Annotated in this window: 13 protein-coding genes and 1 tRNA gene; 12 read left to right on the forward strand and 2 right to left on the reverse strand. The window is 51.8% G+C overall.

Annotation, left to right across the window (positions count from 1 at the left end):
• Positions 1 to 34: 34 nt before the first annotated feature.
• The 11 genes from B3M32_RS10570 (at position 35) to B3M32_RS10620 (ending at position 18,567) form a co-directional block, all read left to right on the forward strand.
• The gene (locus B3M32_RS10570; RefSeq protein WP_290746526.1) at positions 35 to 2,371 is read left to right on the forward strand and encodes a histidine phosphatase family protein; all 2,337 of its coding nucleotides are present in this window, start codon (positions 35 to 37) and stop codon (positions 2,369 to 2,371) included.
• Positions 2,372 to 2,409: 38 nt separating this feature from the next.
• Positions 2,410 to 3,945 carry a phosphoglycerate mutase family protein gene (locus B3M32_RS10575; protein WP_290746529.1) on the forward strand — a complete coding sequence of 512 codons (1,536 nt, stop codon included), beginning with the start codon at positions 2,410 to 2,412 and terminating at the stop codon, positions 3,943 to 3,945.
• A gap of 81 nt (positions 3,946 to 4,026) precedes the next feature.
• On the forward strand, positions 4,027 to 4,872 hold the full coding sequence (locus tag B3M32_RS10580; RefSeq protein WP_290746532.1) for a hypothetical protein: 846 nt from the start codon (positions 4,027 to 4,029) through the stop codon (positions 4,870 to 4,872).
• Between the two features lie 48 nt (positions 4,873 to 4,920).
• The gene (locus B3M32_RS10585) at positions 4,921 to 5,280 is read left to right on the forward strand and encodes a biotin/lipoyl-containing protein (RefSeq protein WP_173342189.1); all 360 of its coding nucleotides are present in this window, start codon (positions 4,921 to 4,923) and stop codon (positions 5,278 to 5,280) included.
• Positions 5,281 to 5,293: 13 nt separating this feature from the next.
• Positions 5,294 to 6,454, forward strand: coding sequence for a sodium ion-translocating decarboxylase subunit beta (locus B3M32_RS10590; RefSeq protein WP_290746535.1), 1,161 nt, complete (start codon positions 5,294 to 5,296; stop codon positions 6,452 to 6,454).
• Between the two features lie 88 nt (positions 6,455 to 6,542).
• Complete coding sequence (locus B3M32_RS10595) at positions 6,543 to 10,094, forward strand: InlB B-repeat-containing protein (protein ID WP_290746538.1); 3,552 nt, start codon at positions 6,543 to 6,545, stop codon at positions 10,092 to 10,094.
• A gap of 244 nt (positions 10,095 to 10,338) precedes the next feature.
• Positions 10,339 to 12,036, forward strand: coding sequence for a hypothetical protein (locus B3M32_RS10600; RefSeq protein ID WP_290746541.1), 1,698 nt, complete (start codon positions 10,339 to 10,341; stop codon positions 12,034 to 12,036).
• 213 nt (positions 12,037 to 12,249) lie between these two features.
• Positions 12,250 to 13,104: a TIGR02147 family protein gene (locus B3M32_RS10605; protein WP_290746543.1), complete on the forward strand. Its 855-nt coding sequence runs from the start codon at positions 12,250 to 12,252 to the stop codon at positions 13,102 to 13,104.
• A gap of 3 nt (positions 13,105 to 13,107) precedes the next feature.
• Complete coding sequence (locus tag B3M32_RS10610; protein WP_290746546.1) at positions 13,108 to 14,868, forward strand: FISUMP domain-containing protein; 1,761 nt, start codon at positions 13,108 to 13,110, stop codon at positions 14,866 to 14,868.
• A gap of 202 nt (positions 14,869 to 15,070) precedes the next feature.
• On the forward strand, positions 15,071 to 15,928 hold the full coding sequence (locus tag B3M32_RS10615; RefSeq protein ID WP_290746549.1) for a TIGR02147 family protein: 858 nt from the start codon (positions 15,071 to 15,073) through the stop codon (positions 15,926 to 15,928).
• The gene (locus tag B3M32_RS10620) at positions 15,925 to 18,567 is read left to right on the forward strand and encodes an FISUMP domain-containing protein (protein WP_290746552.1); all 2,643 of its coding nucleotides are present in this window, start codon (positions 15,925 to 15,927) and stop codon (positions 18,565 to 18,567) included. Before B3M32_RS10615 ends, B3M32_RS10620 begins: the two co-directional genes overlap by 4 nt.
• A 57-nt stretch (positions 18,568 to 18,624) precedes the next feature.
• On the opposite strand, the gene B3M32_RS10625 is transcribed toward B3M32_RS10620, so the two are convergent.
• Positions 18,625 to 18,698 (reverse strand) — tRNA-His (locus tag B3M32_RS10625).
• Between the two features lie 93 nt (positions 18,699 to 18,791).
• On the reverse strand, positions 18,792 to 19,157 hold the full coding sequence (locus tag B3M32_RS10630) for a hypothetical protein (protein ID WP_290746554.1): 366 nt from the start codon (positions 19,155 to 19,157) through the stop codon (positions 18,792 to 18,794).
• A 122-nt stretch (positions 19,158 to 19,279) separates the two neighbouring features.
• Here B3M32_RS10630 and B3M32_RS10635 point away from each other — a divergent pair, with 122 nt between their 5' ends.
• Positions 19,280 to 20,125, forward strand: coding sequence for a ComEC/Rec2 family competence protein (locus B3M32_RS10635; protein ID WP_290746557.1), 846 nt, complete (start codon positions 19,280 to 19,282; stop codon positions 20,123 to 20,125).
• Positions 20,126 to 20,137 lie beyond the last annotated feature (12 nt).

Here is a 20,137-nt window from a genome sequence, read left to right on the forward strand (position 1 = left end):
TGGCCGCCTAGAATATATATTATGTCCTTAGATTATGTACTTTCGTGCCGTCCTTCTAGGACTGACAGTTTTCTTTTTTACCTCGTGCGGTTCGGACTCTGCTTCCGAAGCGGATGCTCTTGCTGATTCCTCCGAAACCCTGCTGGAAGGCCAGGACAGCTCTTCCGATTCCTCGAAGTCTTCGGGCAAGCCGGACAAGAAGTACGGTAGCAGCAGTAGCGGCCGTGTATCGAATTCCTCCAGTTCGTATGTCCCGCCCGATGTCATTGCCGATACGAACGTCGTAGAAGATACGACGATAGTGACGGACGTGGACCAGCTACCCGCCTGTTCCGCGAAGAACGAGGGCGAGACGTTCATGGTGAACGCCGAGAAGATGGTCTATTTCTGCCTGGGCGGCAACTGGGTCCCGTATTCTACGGTCGAAGAAGTGTTCACGGTATCTTGCAAGGATGGCGTTCTGACGATTGACGAGACCGCGGCGGACGATGCCGCTGCGGCTCCGGCCGGCGGTTACGGAGGCTATGGCGGTTTTGGCGGCTACGGTGGCGGCACTACGGTTTCTTCGGGTCTGGATACGCTTGATGTGCGTATTCCGGGCGCTACCATCGTGGGTATTGCCGAGAAGGGCCCGTTCCGTTATGGCGCCTCGGTGAAGATTACCGAACTGGACAGCGTACAGAGGTTGGCCGATTCCCGCCTGACGCATACGGCATGCATCACGGGTGTCGATGGCGCATACCGTTTTGACGCGTTGGATCTGCGTTCTCCCTATTTGCGCGTTGAAGCGAGCGGCATGTTCCGTAGCGAGCTTACGGGGGGCGTGTCGTCGAAGTCGGTAACGCTCAAGGCGATTGTCGATGTCACGGACCGCGATACGGTGAACGTGAACATGCTGACGCACATGGAAGCCCCCCGCGTGCAGAAACTTGTAGAAGACAGCGGCAACAACAAGCCCATCCGTTCCGTGAAGGCGCAGTCCCTGAAAGAAATCCTTTCGTCGTTCGACATCAACCTGGGCGGATCTTCTAGCACGGGCGGCGGCGGAGCCTGGGGTGGAGGCTGGAATTTTGGCGGACAGCAGCAGACGGTGACGACGACCGACGGACGCTTTGCCGAAGATGTCAACCTGTTCGACGGCGACGAGTACAGCGCTGCCCTGCTTGCGATATCTATCATGATGCAGCGCAAGGGTTCGGGTAGCGAGATGCTCCAGTATGCGAACGGGATTGCCGAACGCATTAAGGGCAACGGCAACTGGGACGACAATGGCGCCAAGGCGGACTTGGCGGACTGGCTCCTGGTTCTCGATACGAGCGGTACGTACGAATTTGTACGCCAGAACGTGGCCAGCTGGAATCTGGGCCCCGTACCCGATTTCGAAAAGCACCTGCGCAACTTCTGGACCAAGGTTCACCAGTTCGAATCTTGCGGAACCATGAACGCGGGGACTGTCAAGCATATCAACAACAGCCAGAGCAAGTTCTTTGTCTCTTATTACGAACAGCCCGACGGCCCCAGGGTGCGCTTTATCTGCGATGCGGAGGAACACCGCTGGAGAGTCGCTACCGATATCGAGAAGGATACGGTCGGTTTCGGGAAGGGCGAATACGACGGCCAGCTCCGTTTCGGCAAGATCAATGCCGACAAGTACTATATCTATGAGCAGTCTACCAAGGCCTGGCGCGCGACTACAGCCGACGATATCCAGGAATTCGAGGATATCCAGGACGTATACGCGAAGCTGGCTGCGGGCGAGAAGGTCATCTTTATATTGCGCCACGCCAAGCGCACGGACGATACGGGCAAGAAGGGTCACCTGACCGACGATGGCAAGAGCCAGTCGAAGTCCGTGGGAGCCAAGCTGAAGGGCGAAGATATCAAGTTCGCAAACTCCACCTACACGAGAAGCTATGAGACCTGCGAAAACTTTGCCTCTGGCGCGGGAGTGTCCCCGTTTGTTTCTGACACTATTCCGGAACTCGATGGCGAGTGGTTCGTGAAAGACGAAACGAAGTTCGAGAACTACAAGAATTCCAATGAAGGCGGCTGGACGGTGACATCGGCGTATGTCTACAAAAGTTCCTTTACCGATGCATTCTACGATCTTGAAACGTACAACGAGAAGTTTATCAAGGAAGTGGTGGAACCCGGCTTTGCGAAAATCAATCGCGTCGGCGTATGGATCTCTCACGACATGCTCGTCATGCCCTTGACGGCTGCCTGCACGAACAAGAAAGTGAATTTGAGATATTTTGAAACAAAACAATGGATTAATTACTTGGCCGGTCTCGCGATTATCAAGGGTAAAGACGGTAAGCTCCGTTACGTACCGGTAAAGGGGCTTGAATCCGGAACGATGACGATGTAGGTAGTGTGGTGAAAAAGAAATGGTGCTTGGAATGTTTGGTGGTTGCGTTAGTTCTTTTATTTTCGGGTTGCGGTTCTGATGCGGACGGAGGTGCCGTAAACGGGGCCAAGACGGATTCGGGGCACGATTCCCGCGAAGTTGTAGAGACGATAGACGCCCCGCTCTTTGTGTACGAGATTCTGGCGGAACGTGCGGCACCCGATTCTTCCGGTATCGACATATTGGACCTTTTGTCGGAGCCGCGTGTAGAGCAGTTGTTGATGAGCCATATCCCCGAAGAAGTGGCGGTAGTGCAGGCGAAATACGAGACGGCTGCCGCCTTCGGAATAGATTCCGCGCAGTTCGCGATGGATTCCGGTGCGGTGGTGCTCGCCGTGGCGGCGATGGTGCAGAATCGCGGTAGCAAGGATGAAACGCTGAATTTTATCCGTACTTTGGGCGAAGACCTGAAAGGCGATGGCGTATGGAGCGACCCCAACGGAAAAATCAAGATTGCGGACTGGATTGTAGGTCTCGATTCCAACTGGAGGTACAACGATATCCGCAACAACGCGATGGCCGCCTACGGCGGCAACGTGCCGAATTTCGAGAAGTACATGCGCGCCTTTTTCCCGCTGGCGTACAGCTTTGTGCCCTGCAGCGCTGCGAATGCGGGACAGGTCACATACGTGAACCAGGGACAGAGTGCGATTTTTGCAAACGACTACGAAACATCTGACCATTCGGCGGTGCGTTTTATTTGCGATGTGAATGGATTCCAATGGCGCATCGCGCAGCCCATGGAAAAGGATACGGCCGGTTTCGGGCAGGGCACTTACGACAGGGAGGTCCGAGAAGGCCGCGTCATTCACGACAACTACTACATTTTCGACAAGGGAAGCTGGCGACAGGCGACTCCGCAGGAGGCGGACGGCTTTACGGATATCGTTGAAGTCTATGCGAACCTCAAGGCCGATGAAAAGGTCATTTTCGTTATTCGTCATAGCGAACGCACGAACGATACGGGCCCGAACGGACACTTGACCGATAACGGCGTAAAGTACGCCAAGAATTTGGGCAAGCGCCTTGCCGATGCCGGGAAAAAGGGGAATTTCTACTACGGCTATTCCGGCTACACGCGCACCAAGGAAACTTGCGAGAACATTGCCGTAGGTTACGGGCAGGCTGGCTACGCCGTCAATGTGGTCCCTGCCATGGACGGGGCGTGGTATGTGAAGGACGATGCGAAGGCAAGCGGCTACGTCGATGCCAATGGCGGTTGGGAAGTTTATTCCAGGTACGCCTTTACCGGTGCCTATGCGGATGCGTTCTACGATCTGGAAGATCGCAGCGTGCAGCTTATCGAAGGCGAACTCGTTGCGAGTTTGCCCCAGATGGAGCGGGTCAACTTCATGTGTACCCACGACTACCTGGTGGTGCCGCTCCTTGCCTATGTGACCGACGGGCATGCGAATGTGCGCTATTACGAAAAGTGGAAATGGGTAAATTACCTTGCCGGGGCGGCCATAATAGTCTCTCCGGACGGCTCGTTGCGCTATATCCCCGTGAAGGGCCTCGAAACCGGCGTGATGTAGGGGCCAGAACCCCCTTTTTTTCTACATTTACACCGCTGATTTTTACAAAACAGAAACCCATAAGAATGGATTAAGTCCAATATGAACGAAACACAGACCAATGCACCCGAAGTCGAAGAAGTGGCTCCCGCCGCAGCTCCGGAAGCGGAAGTGCAGCAGCCGGCTCTCGTTGCTCCGCAGCCTGAAGCAAAGGTGAAGGGCAAGTTCGACGAACAGCTCGGACTCATGCTCCCCTCCGATGCCGCCCAGGTTCAGGAACAGCTCTCCATGCCGGGTATGAATGACGACATGGTTTACAAGATCGTGGAAAACCACTCTGGTAACCATTCTGTTCTCTACAAGACCTATGACCAGGCAGTCCTTGCCCGCGACGTGCGCGATTCCATCGAGAACGCCGGCGGCCACAAGGTGCTCCCCATCGCCAAGGCCAAGCTTGGTTCCACCTACTGCAAGGGCGAATTCTCGACCGAACAGGGTTGTAAGGGCGATTCCGAAACGTTCGGTATCGGTTCCCTGATCGAATTCCAGGCAACCGGTCTTATCGTGGTGATGGTGGTTATCGTGGGCCTCACGGTGCTCTGCTACCTCATGAACTTCATTATGGCCAAGCTCGGCCTCAACAAGGACAAGGCTCCGGCACCTGCGGTCAAGGCCGCTCCGGCCGCTGCCGCCGCTTCCAAGACGATCGGCCCTGCCCACTGTGACTGGGATCCGAACGCCAAGAGCGTCCATCCGGGCTTTACCAACAAGCAGCTCCAGGCCTTCCTCGGCATTGCCGCCGTGGCAGCCCTCGAAGAACACCCGGGTATGAGCAACGACCAGTTCCTCGCCCTCGTGACTGCAGCGGCGACCCAGGCTATTGGTCAGCCCTGCCGCGTGACTGCTTACAGAAACATTAACTCCCCTGCTTGGACAATCGTCAAGTAAGGATAACCTTTAAAAACTCAACAGGCTTTTAAGCCAGGAAATAACAAAATGAAGAAAACCGTCCGTATCAGTTTCGAAGGCAAGACCTACGATGTCGAAGTAGAAGTTCTTGATTCCAATGCAGCCGTTGCCGCTGCTCCGGTTGCCGCTGCCGCTCCGGCCGCTGCTCCCGCTGCCGCTCCTGCCGCCGCCGGTGGTACCGAAGTCAAGAGCCCGCTGGCCGGTTCCGTGTTCAAGCTGAAGGTCAAGGTCGGTGACACCGTTGCCGCCAACCAGGAAGTGGCTATCATCGAAGCCCTCAAGATGGAAAACCCGGTCGTCGCTCCGTGCGCCGGTACCGTGAACTCCATCGCCGTCAAGGAAACCGACACTGTCGTCGACGGCCAGACTCTCATGACCATCGCCTAAGAGGTATAGATAAATGAGTTCACTCTTGCAATCGGTCGTTGAGTTCGCAGGCGACACCGGATTCGCATACGTCACCCCGTCTATGGTGATCATGTGGGTCGTGAGTTTCGTCCTGATGTACTTGGCGATTGTCAAAAAGTACGAGCCGCTGTTGCTCTTGCCGATTTCGCTCGGCGCACTGGCGGTGAATATCCCGAGTGCGGGATTCTACGATGGCGGCTGGAGCATCGAAGGTATGTTTACCCCGACGGCCGGCCTCTATTACTACATCAGCCAGGGTATCCACCTGGAACTCTTCCCGCCCATCATCTTCTTGGGCGTGGGCGCCATGACGGACTTCGGACCGCTTATCGCTAACCCGCGTACACTGCTTCTCGGCGGTGGCGCTCAGTTCGGCGTGTTCGCGACGATGTTCTGCGCCGTGGCTTTCGGTGGCTTTACTCTCGGTGAAGCGGCCTCTATCGGTATCATCGGTGGTGCCGACGGTCCGACCTCTATCTTCACTGCGAACAAACTTGCTAAGCACCTCATCGGCCCCATCGCCGTGGCTGCTTACACCTACATGGCCCTTGTGCCGCTCATCCAGCCGCCTATCATGCGCCTGATGACCAACGACAAGGAACGCAAGATTCGCATGAAGGCTCTCCGCAAGGTCAGCAAGGCCGAACGTATCGTGTTCGCCGTGATGGTAATGATTGTGTGCATCCTCGTGGTGCCCGATGCATCTGCCTTGATCATCATGCTCATGCTCGGCAATATCTTCAAGGAAGCCGGCGTCGTGGAACGTCTCGTGAAGACTTCTTCCAACGAACTCATGAACATCGTGACTATCTTCCTCGGAACTTCCGTGGGTCTCACCATGTCTGCCGACATCTTCCTCCGCCCGCAGACCCTCATGATTATCGCCATGGGCGTGGTCGCCTTCGGTTTCTCGACCGCTGCAGGCCTCTTCCTCGCGAAGATCATGAACAAGTGCACCCCGAAGAACCCCGTGAACCCGCTTATCGGTTCTGCCGGCGTGTCCGCCGTGCCGATGGCTGCTCGCGTGTCCCAGGTGGAAGGTGCCAAGTATGACCCGCAGAACTTCTTGCTGATGCACGCCATGGGCCCGAACGTGGCTGGCGTTATCGGTACTGCAGTTTGCGCCGGTTACATGATTTCTAGGCTCTCGTAGTTGAGAAAAAGCCCTTAAAAAGTCCCTCGGCAATGCCGGGGGATTTTTTTTGGTTTATATTTATTAGAACAACGTACAGGAGCAAATCATGTTCGCGAAAAAAGGAGCCTTTCTTGCCGTAGTCACCCTGCTTGCCACGTTTGCAAATGCGGCAAGGACAATCACTCCTAAAACCCCCGCTTTTGTGAATGGTTGCTACGAAATCTCGGATGCCGAGGAGCTTTATGGATTTGCCGATCTTCTGGGCACATTTAATCCATCGTTTAGCGGGTGTGCGAAGCTGACGGCCGATATCGTTGTGAACGAGAACGTGTTAGACCAAAACGACTCGCTCAACGTCGCGGATACGGCGAATTTTGTCCCGTGGACTCCGCTGTCCGATTTTTTTGGAGTTTTTGATGGCCAGAATCATACGGTTTCAGGGCTGTATTATGTAAAAATGGCGGAGACAACATTGTTTGTCTCGGAAACTCCCGCAGGTTTTTTCTCGGAATTAAGTGGGAACACTACTGTTGTCAAGAATCTAGGGGTTGTGGATTCGTATTTTTTCAGTGAACCTGATAATGTTGGTGCCATTGTCGGTACTGTTGATTACAAATCGTCTGTATCTATAGAAAATTGTTTTAGCCATGTGCGAATAGAAGTGAAAGATGCTTATGAGTATGCCGGTGGAATGATTGGCGAATCGAAGGGATCCGCGTCTGTCAAAAATTGTAGGGTTTCTGGAGTTATTGTTTCGGGTGTTGGTGCTTCTTCTGGGGGAATTGTTGGCCATGTACAGGAGGATGCTTCGGCAAGTATCGAGAACTGCACCAATAGTGCGCATATAAGTTCTGTTCATCGTGGGGGTGGCATAATAGGCGGCGTTGAGGGGGTTGCTGTCATTGAAAAATGCGGCAATACCGGAAGCGTTTATGGCATGTATGGAGGTGGCGTTGTTGGTGAAGTGATTAAGGAAAACTACAGTAGTGCCGTTTATATCAGGACATCATACAATGAGGCTGAGATCAATGCGTATGAATCCGCGGGGGGAATTGTCGGCCGTCTGGAAGGGAAAGCCTTTGTGGAAAATGCCTACAATACGGGAAATCTTGATGGAAGCTGGTATGCTGGCGGCATATTGGGCTTCTTCAAGCCAACGTGTGGATCCCATGTGGTGGGGGCGTATAGCACGGGTATAGTGAATGCTGCTACATGGTATCAAGGCGGGTTTGTCGGCACATATGATAAAGGCGGCAACTATGATTGCCGGTATCCTGCTTTTGAAAATGTTTTTTATTTGGATGCGGCCTCGAAAGAAGTGGACACGTTTGCTGTCGCGATGCCTGATAAATTCTTCAAGGATGGTACCGTAGCCTATCTGCTGCGCAACTACACCTATAATTATGGTGACGGAACTGTATGGGGGCAAGATGTAGGGGCTGATCCTGGTCCGGTATTCAAAAATCAAATTACGGGTTTTGCTTCGGAATCAGTTGATGATCTTGTCCTGCATACGTATGAAGGGGACACGGCGGATTATCCGAATTATTATGTTCCCGGTTACGAATTCCGGCTTCCTCAGGCCAATCGAGAAGGTTATGTCTTTGAAGGATGGTATGAAAATGTGGAGTTGTCAGGGGATACTGTTGGGATGATCTTTGCCGATTCCGAAGGAGACAGGGAATTCTGGGCAAAGTTTTCCAAGATATGCAAGATTACGTATAACGCTGTAGGCGGTACCGTCGATTCCAATGCGGCAACGTCGTATGTAGAAGGTACGGGATTGACGCTCACGCATAAGGTCGTGCGCGAAGGTTACTTGTTTGCCGGATGGTATGCGAAAAGCGATTATAGCGGTGGGCGTGTAGGCACAATTACTGCCGAAGACACCGGAGACAAGGTGTTTTACGCCAAGTGGGCCAAGAAAGAAAGTCCGGCAAAGGATGCCGATGGCTGCTATGTCATCAAGACGGTCATGGAACTGTATGGCTTTGCCGCCATTGTGAACGGTACAGACGGGTTTGGACAGGATTATTATGCCTGCGCGTCCCTCGCGAACGATATCGTGGTAAACCAGGATGTTATCGACGAGAACGGCTTGCTGAACGAAGCCGACAAGGACATTTTCCTGGAATGGACGCCCATCATGGAATACGGTGGCGTATTTGATGGCCGGGGCCATTCCGTTTCGGGACTGTATTTCAATGACTCCCTGGATGAGGATCGGAGAGGAACAGGGTTCTTCGGGAGCGTGGACAAGGTCGGCGATTACGAAGATGTAGTTATCAAGAACCTGGGTATCGAAAAATCCTATTTTGCGGCGAATGACATTGTTGGCGCCCTTATGGGCAGGACCGTCCATTATGAATACGAGCAGCAGGGCGATATCAGGGTTGTCAATTGCTATAGTACGTCTACCGTGCATAGCTACGAAAAGGGTTATGGTGAGGTCGCTGCTGGCGGTCTTGTGGGGGGTGACGTCGGAGTCACGAAACTCTATATCGAGAATAGCTATAATGCCGGACGTGTCGAGTACAGGAGTTCTTACGGTGGAGGCCTTGTCGGCTGGAAACACTATTATGAGAAAAAGAATTATTTGACCATTGTCAATAGCCACAATATAGGACCGGTTGTTGATCTAGATTCAGGTAAAATTGAGTATGATTTGATTGGCAGGGACGATAGTAGGGTGACCATAGAGAACTCCTATTATCCGGAAAATGTACATGACAATGAACGTGGCGGTACGCCTGTGGCCATGGAGCTGTTCAAGAATGGATCTGTGGCGCGCTTGTTGCACGATGGCGAGAACGGCTCCATCTGGGGGCAAAATGTCGGTGTGGATGAATATCCGAATTTCTCCGGCGTAGTCAAGAATTTTGCCGGCACCGAGCTTGCCGTGAAGTTCCATACCTTCGAAGGCGATACGGCGGCCTATTTCAAGAGCTACTTCCAAGGTGTCGAAACGGCGCTTCCCGACACGGCTATACGGCGTGGTTTCGAATTCAGGGGCTGGTATGCCGATTCCGCTCTGAGCGGCGAGACGGTGACGTCCATCTCGAAGGAAAGTACGGAACCTCTGGATTTCTATGCCAAGTGGGAAAGGCTCAACTTCGAAGTTTCCGTGTACATCGACAAGCCCGGCCGCGGTCGCATCGACGGCTTGAAAGACGGCAGGATATATGCCTACGAAGAAGTTGATTCTGTCGTTGCATATCCGGTTGACGGCTACAGGTTCGCTTATTGGGCCGACGACGTGAAAAATACGAATCCGGTTCTCGCGTTCAAGGTGCTGAGTGATACGACGCTTGTCGCCCACTTCGAGTGGATTCCTGTCAGTTCTTCGAGTTCCTCGAGTAGCGCGAAGTCGAGTTCTTCTGCCAAGTCCAGCAGTTCTTCGGGCAAATCCGGCAGTTCCAGCAGCAAGGAAAGTTTGATTGCTGTTGCGCAGGTGCCGTCGTTTACGGTAACGGTTGTCGGCCGCGATATCCAGGTGTCGGGAGTATCGGCTGGACGTAGCTACGCCTTGATCGACATGCAGGGCCGCGTGCTCCGCAAGGGAATCTTGGCTGATGCGAACGTCGTGATTCCGGTGGACCGTGCGGGTAGCTACCTTGTGCGCGTCGGAGGCCTTGTGCAACGCGTCTCGGTGAAATAACGAAATACAGAAGCTTTTTCGGTTTTTCTAATTGTCCCCGGCTTTTGGCCGGGGATTTTGTTTATAAGGATTGATTTTGAATCAGTTTGAACCTTTTCCTTAATAATTTGGTAACAATATTTTGATTAAAATAAATGTTACTTTGTCTAAAAAGCAATTTATATATATAACGCTTTTTTCAAAGAAATTTATAAAAAGCAAAACAAGTTAAACGATTAAACCTTTTTTAGGGAAAGGGAACGAAATGAAAAAATCAATATCAGTCTTGCTGCTTGCCATGATGCAATCGGCATTCGCCATCCAGCTTATGGATGGTAAATACATTAATTTCGAGGACTTCGTTAGAGAAAAGAATAAACAAGTTGTTAATGCGTCTGGCCAGCCGAGCGGTTCATGTAAGACGATTGACAGCTATAAGATGTCATGTGTTAACGGGACGAATTCGACACGTCGTTACTTTACCAATGCGATGTTGCAAGAAGCGTTTGCCGATGCCCGAAACTTGAAAGGAATAGGCGTCTACTTGCCTCCGGGAGTGTGGAATTTTAACGACCAAATCGTTGTCCCGCATGGTATGACGCTCAAGGGTTCTTACAATCGTCCTCACAATGTCACGCAATCAGATTTGTATGTGCAGACATATGTGAACCAGGCAAACGTGACGTGGAATAGAACGGATGGAACTAATATCGCGTGCTATCATGGCTGGGGCTGGAATCCTGCAAATTTCAACCCGGCCTGGGACCATAAAGACGACGGTGCGTGCATCGCCCTTCAGGGGACCGCGACTCTTGATGGCGTAAATGTTTTTTACCCGCAACAGGCGATTCCGACAGCTAATGATGAATTTCATCCTGTTCCTTACCCATGGACCATTTCTTGCCAGACGGGTGTTGGAACCTTCCCGCATGGCGATGGGTACGAGGGCGGCGATTATTTTTCGCGCTGCTCCGTTATGAATACGACCTTGGTTAATTCGTATGCCGGCATTGACTTGAGCGGCTCTAACGACCATTATATCAAGGGTGTCAATATGACGGCCCTTAAGAGGGGCTTGCGTTTGGATGCTATTACTTCTCAGGGTGCGATAGAGGATGTCAATATCCATACCCAGTTCTGTACGAGTTACTATGGAATTACGGGTGTTTATGCGGGAGAAGCGACGGCAACGAAAATGTATAACGACATAGAATCGTATATTCTGAACAATATGGTGGGTATGGAATTTGGCTGGGTTGACTGGGCTTGGATAAGCAATGTGTTTATCTTTAAGGCTAATAAGGGCTTCTATTTTAGAAGGGGATTCAATGGTAATAATTTCTTCCGTGCGGTACCTTCGGTGGATATCCAGAATAGCGGATGTGATTTATGCGTAGATGCTGTTTATGCCGAAGAAATAAATTCTGGAATTGGGGTGAATTTCTCCAATAGCAACTTGCTTGGCCGTATATACTCCGGTCCAGACAATTACGGCCCCATTCGTATTATGAATTCGCATATGTCGTTTGATGCGAGTATGTATGACGCAACAAAGGTGGGCAGTTTGAATTTATATAACGAAAATCACGTCGAAGTTGGTGCCAATACGACCATGCAAATTATCAACTCTGAAATATTGGATTTTACAGGCGATTTAAATGGCCTTTGGCATACCGCATCTACGTTTATTGTCAGGGGAAAACTCCTTGTTGACAATACTACCATGGCATGGCCGACTTTGAATGGAATTAATCTTGTCGCACGACCCATAGGTGGTAATACATTCCGACTTCCGATTTCCCGCTTTAGAGTTTATAATAACGCCGTTCTCCTCACGAATAACCTCTTGATTAGGGGAGATGATCAGATCCGCGTTCTTAAATCTTCGTCGACAGCGACGATAGATACTGCGCATACGGCCTACGATCCTCTCACTTCGGGATATCATCCGACTGCAAAATAGTCTGCCATTAGTTCGTCTATAAAATATTGACTCTAGAAACAGGGAATCCGGAATAATCCGGGTTCCTTTTGTTTTATGTATTCCTGCATTTTGTTTTATAGAATGTGAAAAAATTTATTCTTGTAGAGTAATATGGCTAAATTTCTAAAAAAACGCTATTTTTGTTTTTTAGAAAATATTGCGTGGGGTGCGGCGATAATCTATTTTATTGTCATGATGAAATCGGTTGTCGAATACAAGGACTATCGCCAGTATATCCTGGACTACTACCGCGAACGCAAGCGCACCTCGGCTTTCACGTGGCGCGAGTTCGCGAAGATTGCCGGGTTCGCATCGGGGTCGTACTTGAAGCTGGTTTGCGACGGCAAGACGCGCCTTCGCGAAGAGGGGGCGAAGAAAACTGCCCTTGCCATGGGGTTGCTCGGCTTCGAGTACGACTACTTTATTTTGATGGTGCGCTACGAGAGCGCGAAGACGGACCGCGAAAAGAAAAAGTGCTTCGAGGAAATGGAGGCTTTGAGCTCGGCGCACAACGTGAAGATTCTCGGGAGCGAATTCTACACGTTCTACGAAACCTGGAAGCATTCCGTGGTGCGCGAACTGGCGGTTGCCATGCCGGGTGCAAAGCCGAACGAGATTGCCAAGGTATGCCGCCCAGCGATTTCGGCGGCCGACGTGAGCGCGAGTCTCAGCTTTCTTACGAAGGCGGGGCTGTTGACGCGCGACATCAAGGGCAATTACCACCAGACGAACCGCTCGCTTACAACGGGGCGCCTGAAGGTTGTCTCTGTGGCGGTGCATTCGCTGCTGCGCCAGATGGGCGAATTCGCGCTCGAGGCGCTTGACAAGTTGCCGATTTCGGAACGCCACTTCAGCGGCATCACCATGGGCGTGACTGCCGAAAGCTACGCGAAGGTCGTGGAGGAACTTGCGCTGTGCCGCAAGAGGATCGTGGCTATCGTCTCGAAGGACAAGAAACTGGAAAGGGTCTGCCGCTTGAACATGCAGCTTTTCCCGCTTACGGAAAACATTAACAAAGACTCGGACGGGTCGGGGAAAGGAGAGTAGGGTATGGTTATAGGTAATGGAATGAAAAAGGCAAAGTGGATTTTGCCGACTCTTGTATTGGGGGCGATGCTTTGCGCCTGTTTCGAGAGCGGCAAGGATGTCGCGGGTACGAGCGAAGAGAGCGAAGGCGTCATTGCGCTTGAGGGCAAGATGATTTCGGGTGTGGCTCAGAAGGGCCCGCTTGTAAAGGGTTCCTCCGTTGTTTTGAGGGAGACGTCGGCAGACGGAAAACTCGAACCCACAGGAAGGAAATTCGAAACCACAACCATTGACGATAAGGGCCGTTTCGGAATAGACTCGGTGGAACTTGAAAGCCCGTACGTGTTACTTTCTGCTGAAGGCTACTATACCCATGAATATGACGGTGAGCGTTCGGAATGTCCGATGCGGCTTGATGCTGTCACTAGCTTGGAAAATCGCAAAGTCTCGAACATCAATCTCTTGACCCATTTTGAATACAAGAGGGTCTTGAACCTGGTGAAATCCGGCAAGGCTTTCGCGGAGGCCAAGAAGCAGGCGGCTACGGAAGTCCTTGGCGCATTCGGTGTCAAAATGGAAGTGCCTACTGCAGAGGATTTGAACATATTCAAGTCGTCCGAAGCGGATAGAACCCTGTACAATATCAGCAAACTTATAGATAGCCGCTCCCTGTGGGATCCTTGGGACGGCGAGGGCAGTGAATATGATAGATGGGCCTATTACGATTCTAAGGACAATATTGACTGCTCTAGATTGCAAAACTTTATTGATGGCTTTGCAGATGACTTTGCCGATGATGGTATTCTCAGCGATGCCATTATGCAATGGCTCGTGGCGGAAGCCTACGGTGATGCCAAGGAATTCTATCATCTTGAATATATAGATGAAAGCGGTATGAGGGAAAAGGATGCGGTCGATCCAGGTTCGTATGGGTCTCTTTCTGCCATGAAAAAGGAATACGAATTTAGCGTGCTCTTGTTCTTGAACTATATGGGACTAGAAAAATGCACTGAAAGTCTCTGGGGTGAATATAGGGATTTTCATAGGCCTATCCTAGTTATGGATGACACTGATTATAGGATGGTGGTTAAGGATTCCGGTTATTTCCTTTGCAACGGGGTTTACTGGGAAATGAATACAAAGGGATATATTGACTCGCTCAAGATGAAGATTGACCATGAATCGGGAACGATGACGGATCCGCGAGATGGAAAGACTTACAAGACGGTAAGCTTTGAGTACGAAGGCAAAAGATATGAATGGATGGCGGAAGACCTCAAGTACAAAGCAGCCTCGGGGCTTTACAGTTGGACGACTGCTTTGCAGATTGACCAAAAATACATGAAGAAGGCTGTAGAGGAGGGCGTACTCGATTCGATTCATCAAGGAATTTGTCCTGATGGCTGGCACGTGTTCAATGACTTGGAATGGAAAGCCCTGATTGATTATGTAGGAGGTGTTTACAACCTGATTGATGAAACGTGGAAAGATGTCGGCGTATACTATAACAGGTTTGACTTCAACCTTAAAGAGCCGAAAGATGAAAAGGATCCGCTTTCTTACCACACCTACCCGGCTGTCTTTAGTGCTGAAAATGATGAGGAAGAAATCGAAATCTGGACGCAATTATATAATGAAGGTCATCAAGAGGATGCTCGGAAAATGGTAGAATATCTCCGTGAATATGGGATACATGGTCTTTCCACGCTTAATATCTGGGGCGTAGATTATTCAATGTCCAAGGATCCGCTAAGTGAGGCCTTTGTCCGCTGCGTAAAGAACTAAATCTTAAATAGGGTAGGGGGAATGCCCCGCCAGCGATGGCGGGGTTTTTCTGTATTCCGGGGAACATTTCTTGTACTCCTGGAATACAACGTTTGTATTCTGTTTCTTTGAATTCTTGAAAATTTTGCTAGAAATGGTAAAAATTGCATAAAAATGGCGATTTTGTGTTCTAAAACGCTAAAAACAGCCTATATTTGTGTACATGAAGGAAATCGTTGAATACACAGATTACCGCAAGTTCATCCAGGACTACTACGATGAACGCAAGCGTTGCTCGGCATTCACGTGGCGCGACTTCGCCCGCGATGCCGGTTTTTCGTCGGCGGTGTACTTGAAGTACGTGTGTGAGGGAAAGAAGAACCTGAGCGTAAACGCCGCAGGTTCCGTTGCCGCCGCGATGGGCCTCGCCGGTTACGAACAGACGTACTTTGTCTTGATGGTCTCGTATGCACATGCCAAGAGCGACAAGGCGAAACGTGCCGCATTCGAGGAACGTTGCGCGCTGGCGCATGCCCACAAGGTGCGCGTGCTCGGGAACGAGGAATTCGATTATTTTAAGTCTTGGAGGAACCCGGTGCTGCGCGAGCTTGCCCCGCACATGCCCGGTGCAAGGCCCCTCGAGATGGCGAGGGCTTGCAAACCCGCAATCACGGCAGCCGAAGTGTCCGAAACGCTTGACTTTCTGGTGCGTGCGAAGCTCCTGAAGAAGGACAGGAGCGGGAACTACCGCCAGACGGACAAGTCCATCTCGATGGGCTCGGTAGATGCGGTCCCCGTGGCGGCCCGCGATATGCAGCGACAGATGGGGGAGTTTGCGGTGAAGGCCTTGGACCTGCCGCTTTCTGAACGCGACATGTCGGGGCTGACCATGGGGCTTACGCGCCGTGCGTATGACCGGATCAAGAAGGAATTGGCAGATTGCCGCCGGCGCATCGTGGCGATTGCCGCAGAAGATGACGGGACGGAGCAGGTGTACCGCCTGAACTTACAATTGTTTCCGATGAGTGAACGCCTGCCGGAAAAAAAGGAATATAAATTTAAAGGGGAGGATCGGAAATGAAAACGAATCTCTATAAGGTATTTGGAAGGGGCTCGCTTTTTGTATCGACATGCGTAGCCATATTTGGCATGCTTGCCGCCTGTTCCGATTCTGGCTCCGATGATATTGCCGGCGGTACTTCGGAAGATGCTGGCATCACTGCGGTCACGGACTGGGAAGTGGCGGGTGTTACGCAGAAGGGCCCGTTCGTCACAGGTTCCGCCGTGACGGTGCAGGAACTTGACGGCATTACGCTCAAGCAGACGGGCAAGAGCTTCAAGGGCTCCATCAAGAGCGACAAGGGCGATTTTGCCATCAAGGATATCGATCTCAAGTCGCAGTATGCCATCCTCGAGGCGTCGGGTTATTACCGCGACGAGATTTCAGGCAAAAAATCTACGGGCACGGTGACGCTCCGCGCGCTGACCGACCTCAGCAACCGCAAGACGGTGAACATCAACCTGCTCACACATCTGGAATACGAGCGTGTGATGTACCTCGTGACCGAGAAGAAAAAGCCTATTGCCGAAGCGAAGGCGCAGGCGGACAAGGAAATCCTTGCGGCGTTCAATATCGCGGGTGACTTCGGCGAATCCGAAGACTTGAACATCTTTGAATCGGGCGACGGAAACGCTGCCCTGCTCGCCATCAGCGTATTGATGCAGGCGGATGTGGATGTCGCGGGCCTCACCGAGCGTATGGGCGAGTTCAGCATCGCGGTTGCGGAAGGCGGCGCCTGGGAAGATGCCGACGCGAAGACCGTGATTGCGGACTGGGCGTGCGATGCCGACCTCATGGGAACGCTCGCGAACGTGCGCAAGAATGTCGAAGGCTGGAAGTATGCGGATACCGTGCCCGCGTTCGAGAAGTTCGTGACCAACTACTGGTGGGAAAACTACGGGCTTGGCCAGTGTACCGAAAAGCGCGAAGGCGAAGTCAAGCGCAACGTGAACAAGCTGAGCAAGATGTACGACAAGTACTTCGCGTGCGAAAAGGGGCGCTGGCATATTCCGGGTGAGGAACCTGTATCGAGCAGCAGTTCGAACCAGGATTCGTCCGGAAAATCTTTTGGCACCATGAAGGATTCCCGTGATGGAAAGGAATACAAGACGGTCCGGATTGGTAATCAGGTCTGGATGGCGGAGAACCTCAACTATGCTGCTGAAGGTAGCCTCTGCTATGGCGACGACGAGAAGAATTGCGAAAAGTATGGCCGCCTGTATGACTGGGACATTGCTTTGGATACGACAAGCGAAGAATGTGGCAAGTACTTCTATAAATGCACTTTGAAGAGTGATTTCTATCCCCGTCAAGGTGTGTGCCCCGATGGATGGCATTTGCCGGATAAGGGAGAATGGATGGACCTTGTGGAATACGCTAGAGATAACAGCCATGAAGATTCTGTTGCGTATAGTTTGCAGTCGTATTACTGGGACGATGATTGGGAAAGGCAGTACGGTACGGACAAGTTTGGATTCAATGCTATGCCTGCAGGTATGTTTGATGGCGAAAATTATGTGGGGCTGGATTCCTTGACTGATTTTTGGACATCGTCTAATACCGAGACTTTTGGGGTGGGAAATATGATCAATACTGTGGATTATGTGATACTTAGGAAAAAGGATTCCGAGATATGGTATTATGGGGCCGATCTCGGATGGGCGCTCTCTGTCCGCTGCGTCAAGGGAACAGGAAAGAAGAGGGGAAGTTCCGATGGTTCCTCTTCCAGCGCCGCCTCGTCGAGTTCCGTCTACAACCCGTATGTTTCATCTTCTTCAAGTTCTGTAGAACAGAAGAAGGATACCTTGCCGGACTTGCCCGACGAACTGGCTTTTGTCGAGGATTTCCTTGAAAAGAAGACGGAATACACCGAGTATGCGGAAGGGGCGCAGATTATGTGGCGGGGCCAGTCTCCTGCACTTTGGGGTGCTTGTGATTCCGTTGCGACGGAACTGATAAACGAGGCTGCGGGAAAGGGCTTTGAATATGAAGGTGTGTATTCCAATGATTCACTGGATAACGATTATACCGAGGATTCGTATGTTTACGTGAGAACGTCTGGCGGCAAGGTCTATACGCTCGTGATTACGAAGGGCGAGGTCCGTGTTTGGACTACGCTTGGTTTCACGATGCCTTCGGCGATGTTCTACGTAAAGTTGATTGTTCGCGAGGAAGGTGCTGATGAAATCCCGACGGAAATGAAAAAGGACTATGATTCTCCCAAGTACAGGGAAATCCCCGAAGACCTGAAGTTTGTCTTAGATTCGACGCAGTACCATTATAGGTACTATTCGAATGACCAGAAGTGGACGTCTTGGAATTGTTATACCCGACTCGGTTCTAGTGTCGGCGCTAGTAATGATGACTATTTCGATGAAGCCAAGGCCAAGGCCGATGAATATGCCTTGATGATGGAAGCGCACGGCTTTACCCTGAAGAGCCAGGAAACGCTCACCATAGACGACCTTGAGTCTATGCAATATACGGAATATGCAAAATCGGATTATGACGGCGAACTGACATTCTACCGGTTCGAGAAGGAAGTCGAAAAATTCCGCTATGAGGCAGAGGTCTTTGCGGTTGTTGATTATTACCGCGATCTCGGCGCGGAAGGCTACCTGTTCCGGGCCAGAATAAATATTACCATCTACGACAAGTAGACGTAGAACTTGGTTAGGAGGAAAAAAAAGACCCCGCTTGATGCGGGGTCTTTTTCGGGTGGATGACCGGACTCGAACCGGCAACATCCAGAATCACAATCTGGGACTCTAACCAATTGAGCTACATCCACCATGTAGCGAGACCAAATATAAAAAAGCCATCCCAAATTTCAAGGGATGGCGGAAAAAAGTTGCCAAATTTAGTCTTTTTTAGTCGAAAAAACTTAATCCGAGGCCTTCTTGGCCATGATGCGGATGAAGTTTTCGCGCTTGAAGTCGTTCCTGTGCTCCATGCAGAAACGGGGGTAGACCGTCTGCTTGGGGAACACCTTGATGGTGAACAGCTCGTTGCACCCGTCCAGGCAGCACTTGAACGAGAGGTCCATGGATTCCGTGTAGTTGTGGCGGAAGATGATGTTCTTGGACTCGATGCTCTCGATGTTCTTCTTCTGCTTCTGGCGCTGCTTGATGTCGCGGTGCAGTTCGCAGTACTTGGCAATCGGGTGGCCCCAGAATTCGCGGCCGCAGCCGGGTTCCTGGCAAATCTTGAGCTTGATACGCTTTTTCTTTTTGTATTTAGGAAGCTGCATGGCTAAAATTTAGTAAAAAAGTTGGGAAAAGGCTCGAATCCGGGGAAAAATCCGTCTATATAGGTATGAGGATACCCTTTTTCTTAAAAAAGACTTTTGTATTGGGCGTCTGCGGAGCCTGTTTGTCGTGGATTGCGGGATGTATGTACGAAAGCGGCGGCCGTGAAGAAGAATTCGCGCTGGGGGCCGTCTTTCTGGATGTGGGGCAGGGGCTCGCGGTGCTGCTGGAGTACGGGGGGCATTATGCCATGTACGACATGGGCCCCGATTCGGCGGGGGTGATGGACTCGCTCGAGGCCCGCGGCGTAGATACGCTCGAATGGGTACTGCTGGGCCATAACCACAGGGACCATGCGGGCGGGTTTATGGAATTGGCTTCCGGGAAGGGCCTGTCCAGCTCGCCGCGCGTGGCGGTGAAGCGGCTGTACGTGGGGCCGGACACGGCGGGCGGTTTCGTGCGGGACAGCGTTCTCGGGTTAGCCCGCCGTTTCGGCATCCCGGTAGATACGCTCGTGCGCGGCGATGCGGTGGCCGGCTTGCCGGAGGTCGACGGGGCTGTTCCGTCCTTCGAGGTCTTTTGGCCTCCCGGTTATGTTTGTGAAGGCGGAAACGGTGCGAGTATTGTCGTTCACGTCGGGTTCGGCGCGGGCAGCGCCCTGTTGACGGGAGATTTGGACAGTGCCGGGGAACGGCGGCTGCTGGAACTTTCTCCGACGCTCGATGCGGGACTTCTGCAGGTTCCGCACCACGGTTCCGCCGGTAGCAGCGGGCTCGCGTTTGTCAGCCGCGTCAGTCCGGAGTTTGCCGTAGTGAGTGTCGGGGCGAAAAATCCCTATCGGCATCCAGCGGAACAGGTCGTACGCAAGTACGAACTGGTCCTGGGTGATTCTGCGCGCTTTTTCCGAACGGATAGGGACGGTAGCGTGCGGTTCTCGCTGTACCGGGAACTGGGCGTATTGAAGGAATGATGCCTGTAGCCG

This window comes from Fibrobacter sp. UBA4309 (assembly GCF_002395745.1).
Taxonomy (GTDB): Bacteria; Fibrobacterota; Fibrobacteria; order Fibrobacterales; family Fibrobacteraceae; genus Fibrobacter.

Excerpts from the sequence above, each read along its gene's own strand:
- B3M32_RS10570 (WP_290746526.1), top strand. The coding sequence starts at position 35 with ATGTACTTTCGTGCCGTCCTTCTAGGACTGACAGTTTTCTTTTTTACC.
- B3M32_RS10580 (WP_290746532.1), top strand. The coding sequence starts at position 4,027 with ATGAACGAAACACAGACCAATGCACCCGAAGTCGAAGAAGTGGCTCCC.
- B3M32_RS10585 (WP_173342189.1), top strand. The coding sequence starts at position 4,921 with ATGAAGAAAACCGTCCGTATCAGTTTCGAAGGCAAGACCTACGATGTC.
- B3M32_RS10590 (WP_290746535.1), top strand. The coding sequence starts at position 5,294 with ATGAGTTCACTCTTGCAATCGGTCGTTGAGTTCGCAGGCGACACCGGA.
- B3M32_RS10595 (WP_290746538.1), top strand. The coding sequence starts at position 6,543 with ATGTTCGCGAAAAAAGGAGCCTTTCTTGCCGTAGTCACCCTGCTTGCC.
- B3M32_RS10600 (WP_290746541.1), top strand. The coding sequence starts at position 10,339 with ATGAAAAAATCAATATCAGTCTTGCTGCTTGCCATGATGCAATCGGCA.
- B3M32_RS10605 (WP_290746543.1), top strand. The coding sequence starts at position 12,250 with ATGATGAAATCGGTTGTCGAATACAAGGACTATCGCCAGTATATCCTG.
- B3M32_RS10610 (WP_290746546.1), top strand. The coding sequence starts at position 13,108 with ATGGTTATAGGTAATGGAATGAAAAAGGCAAAGTGGATTTTGCCGACT.
- B3M32_RS10615 (WP_290746549.1), top strand. The coding sequence starts at position 15,071 with ATGAAGGAAATCGTTGAATACACAGATTACCGCAAGTTCATCCAGGAC.
- B3M32_RS10620 (WP_290746552.1), top strand. The coding sequence starts at position 15,925 with ATGAAAACGAATCTCTATAAGGTATTTGGAAGGGGCTCGCTTTTTGTA.
- B3M32_RS10630 (WP_290746554.1), bottom strand. The coding sequence starts at position 19,157 with ATGCAGCTTCCTAAATACAAAAAGAAAAAGCGTATCAAGCTCAAGATT.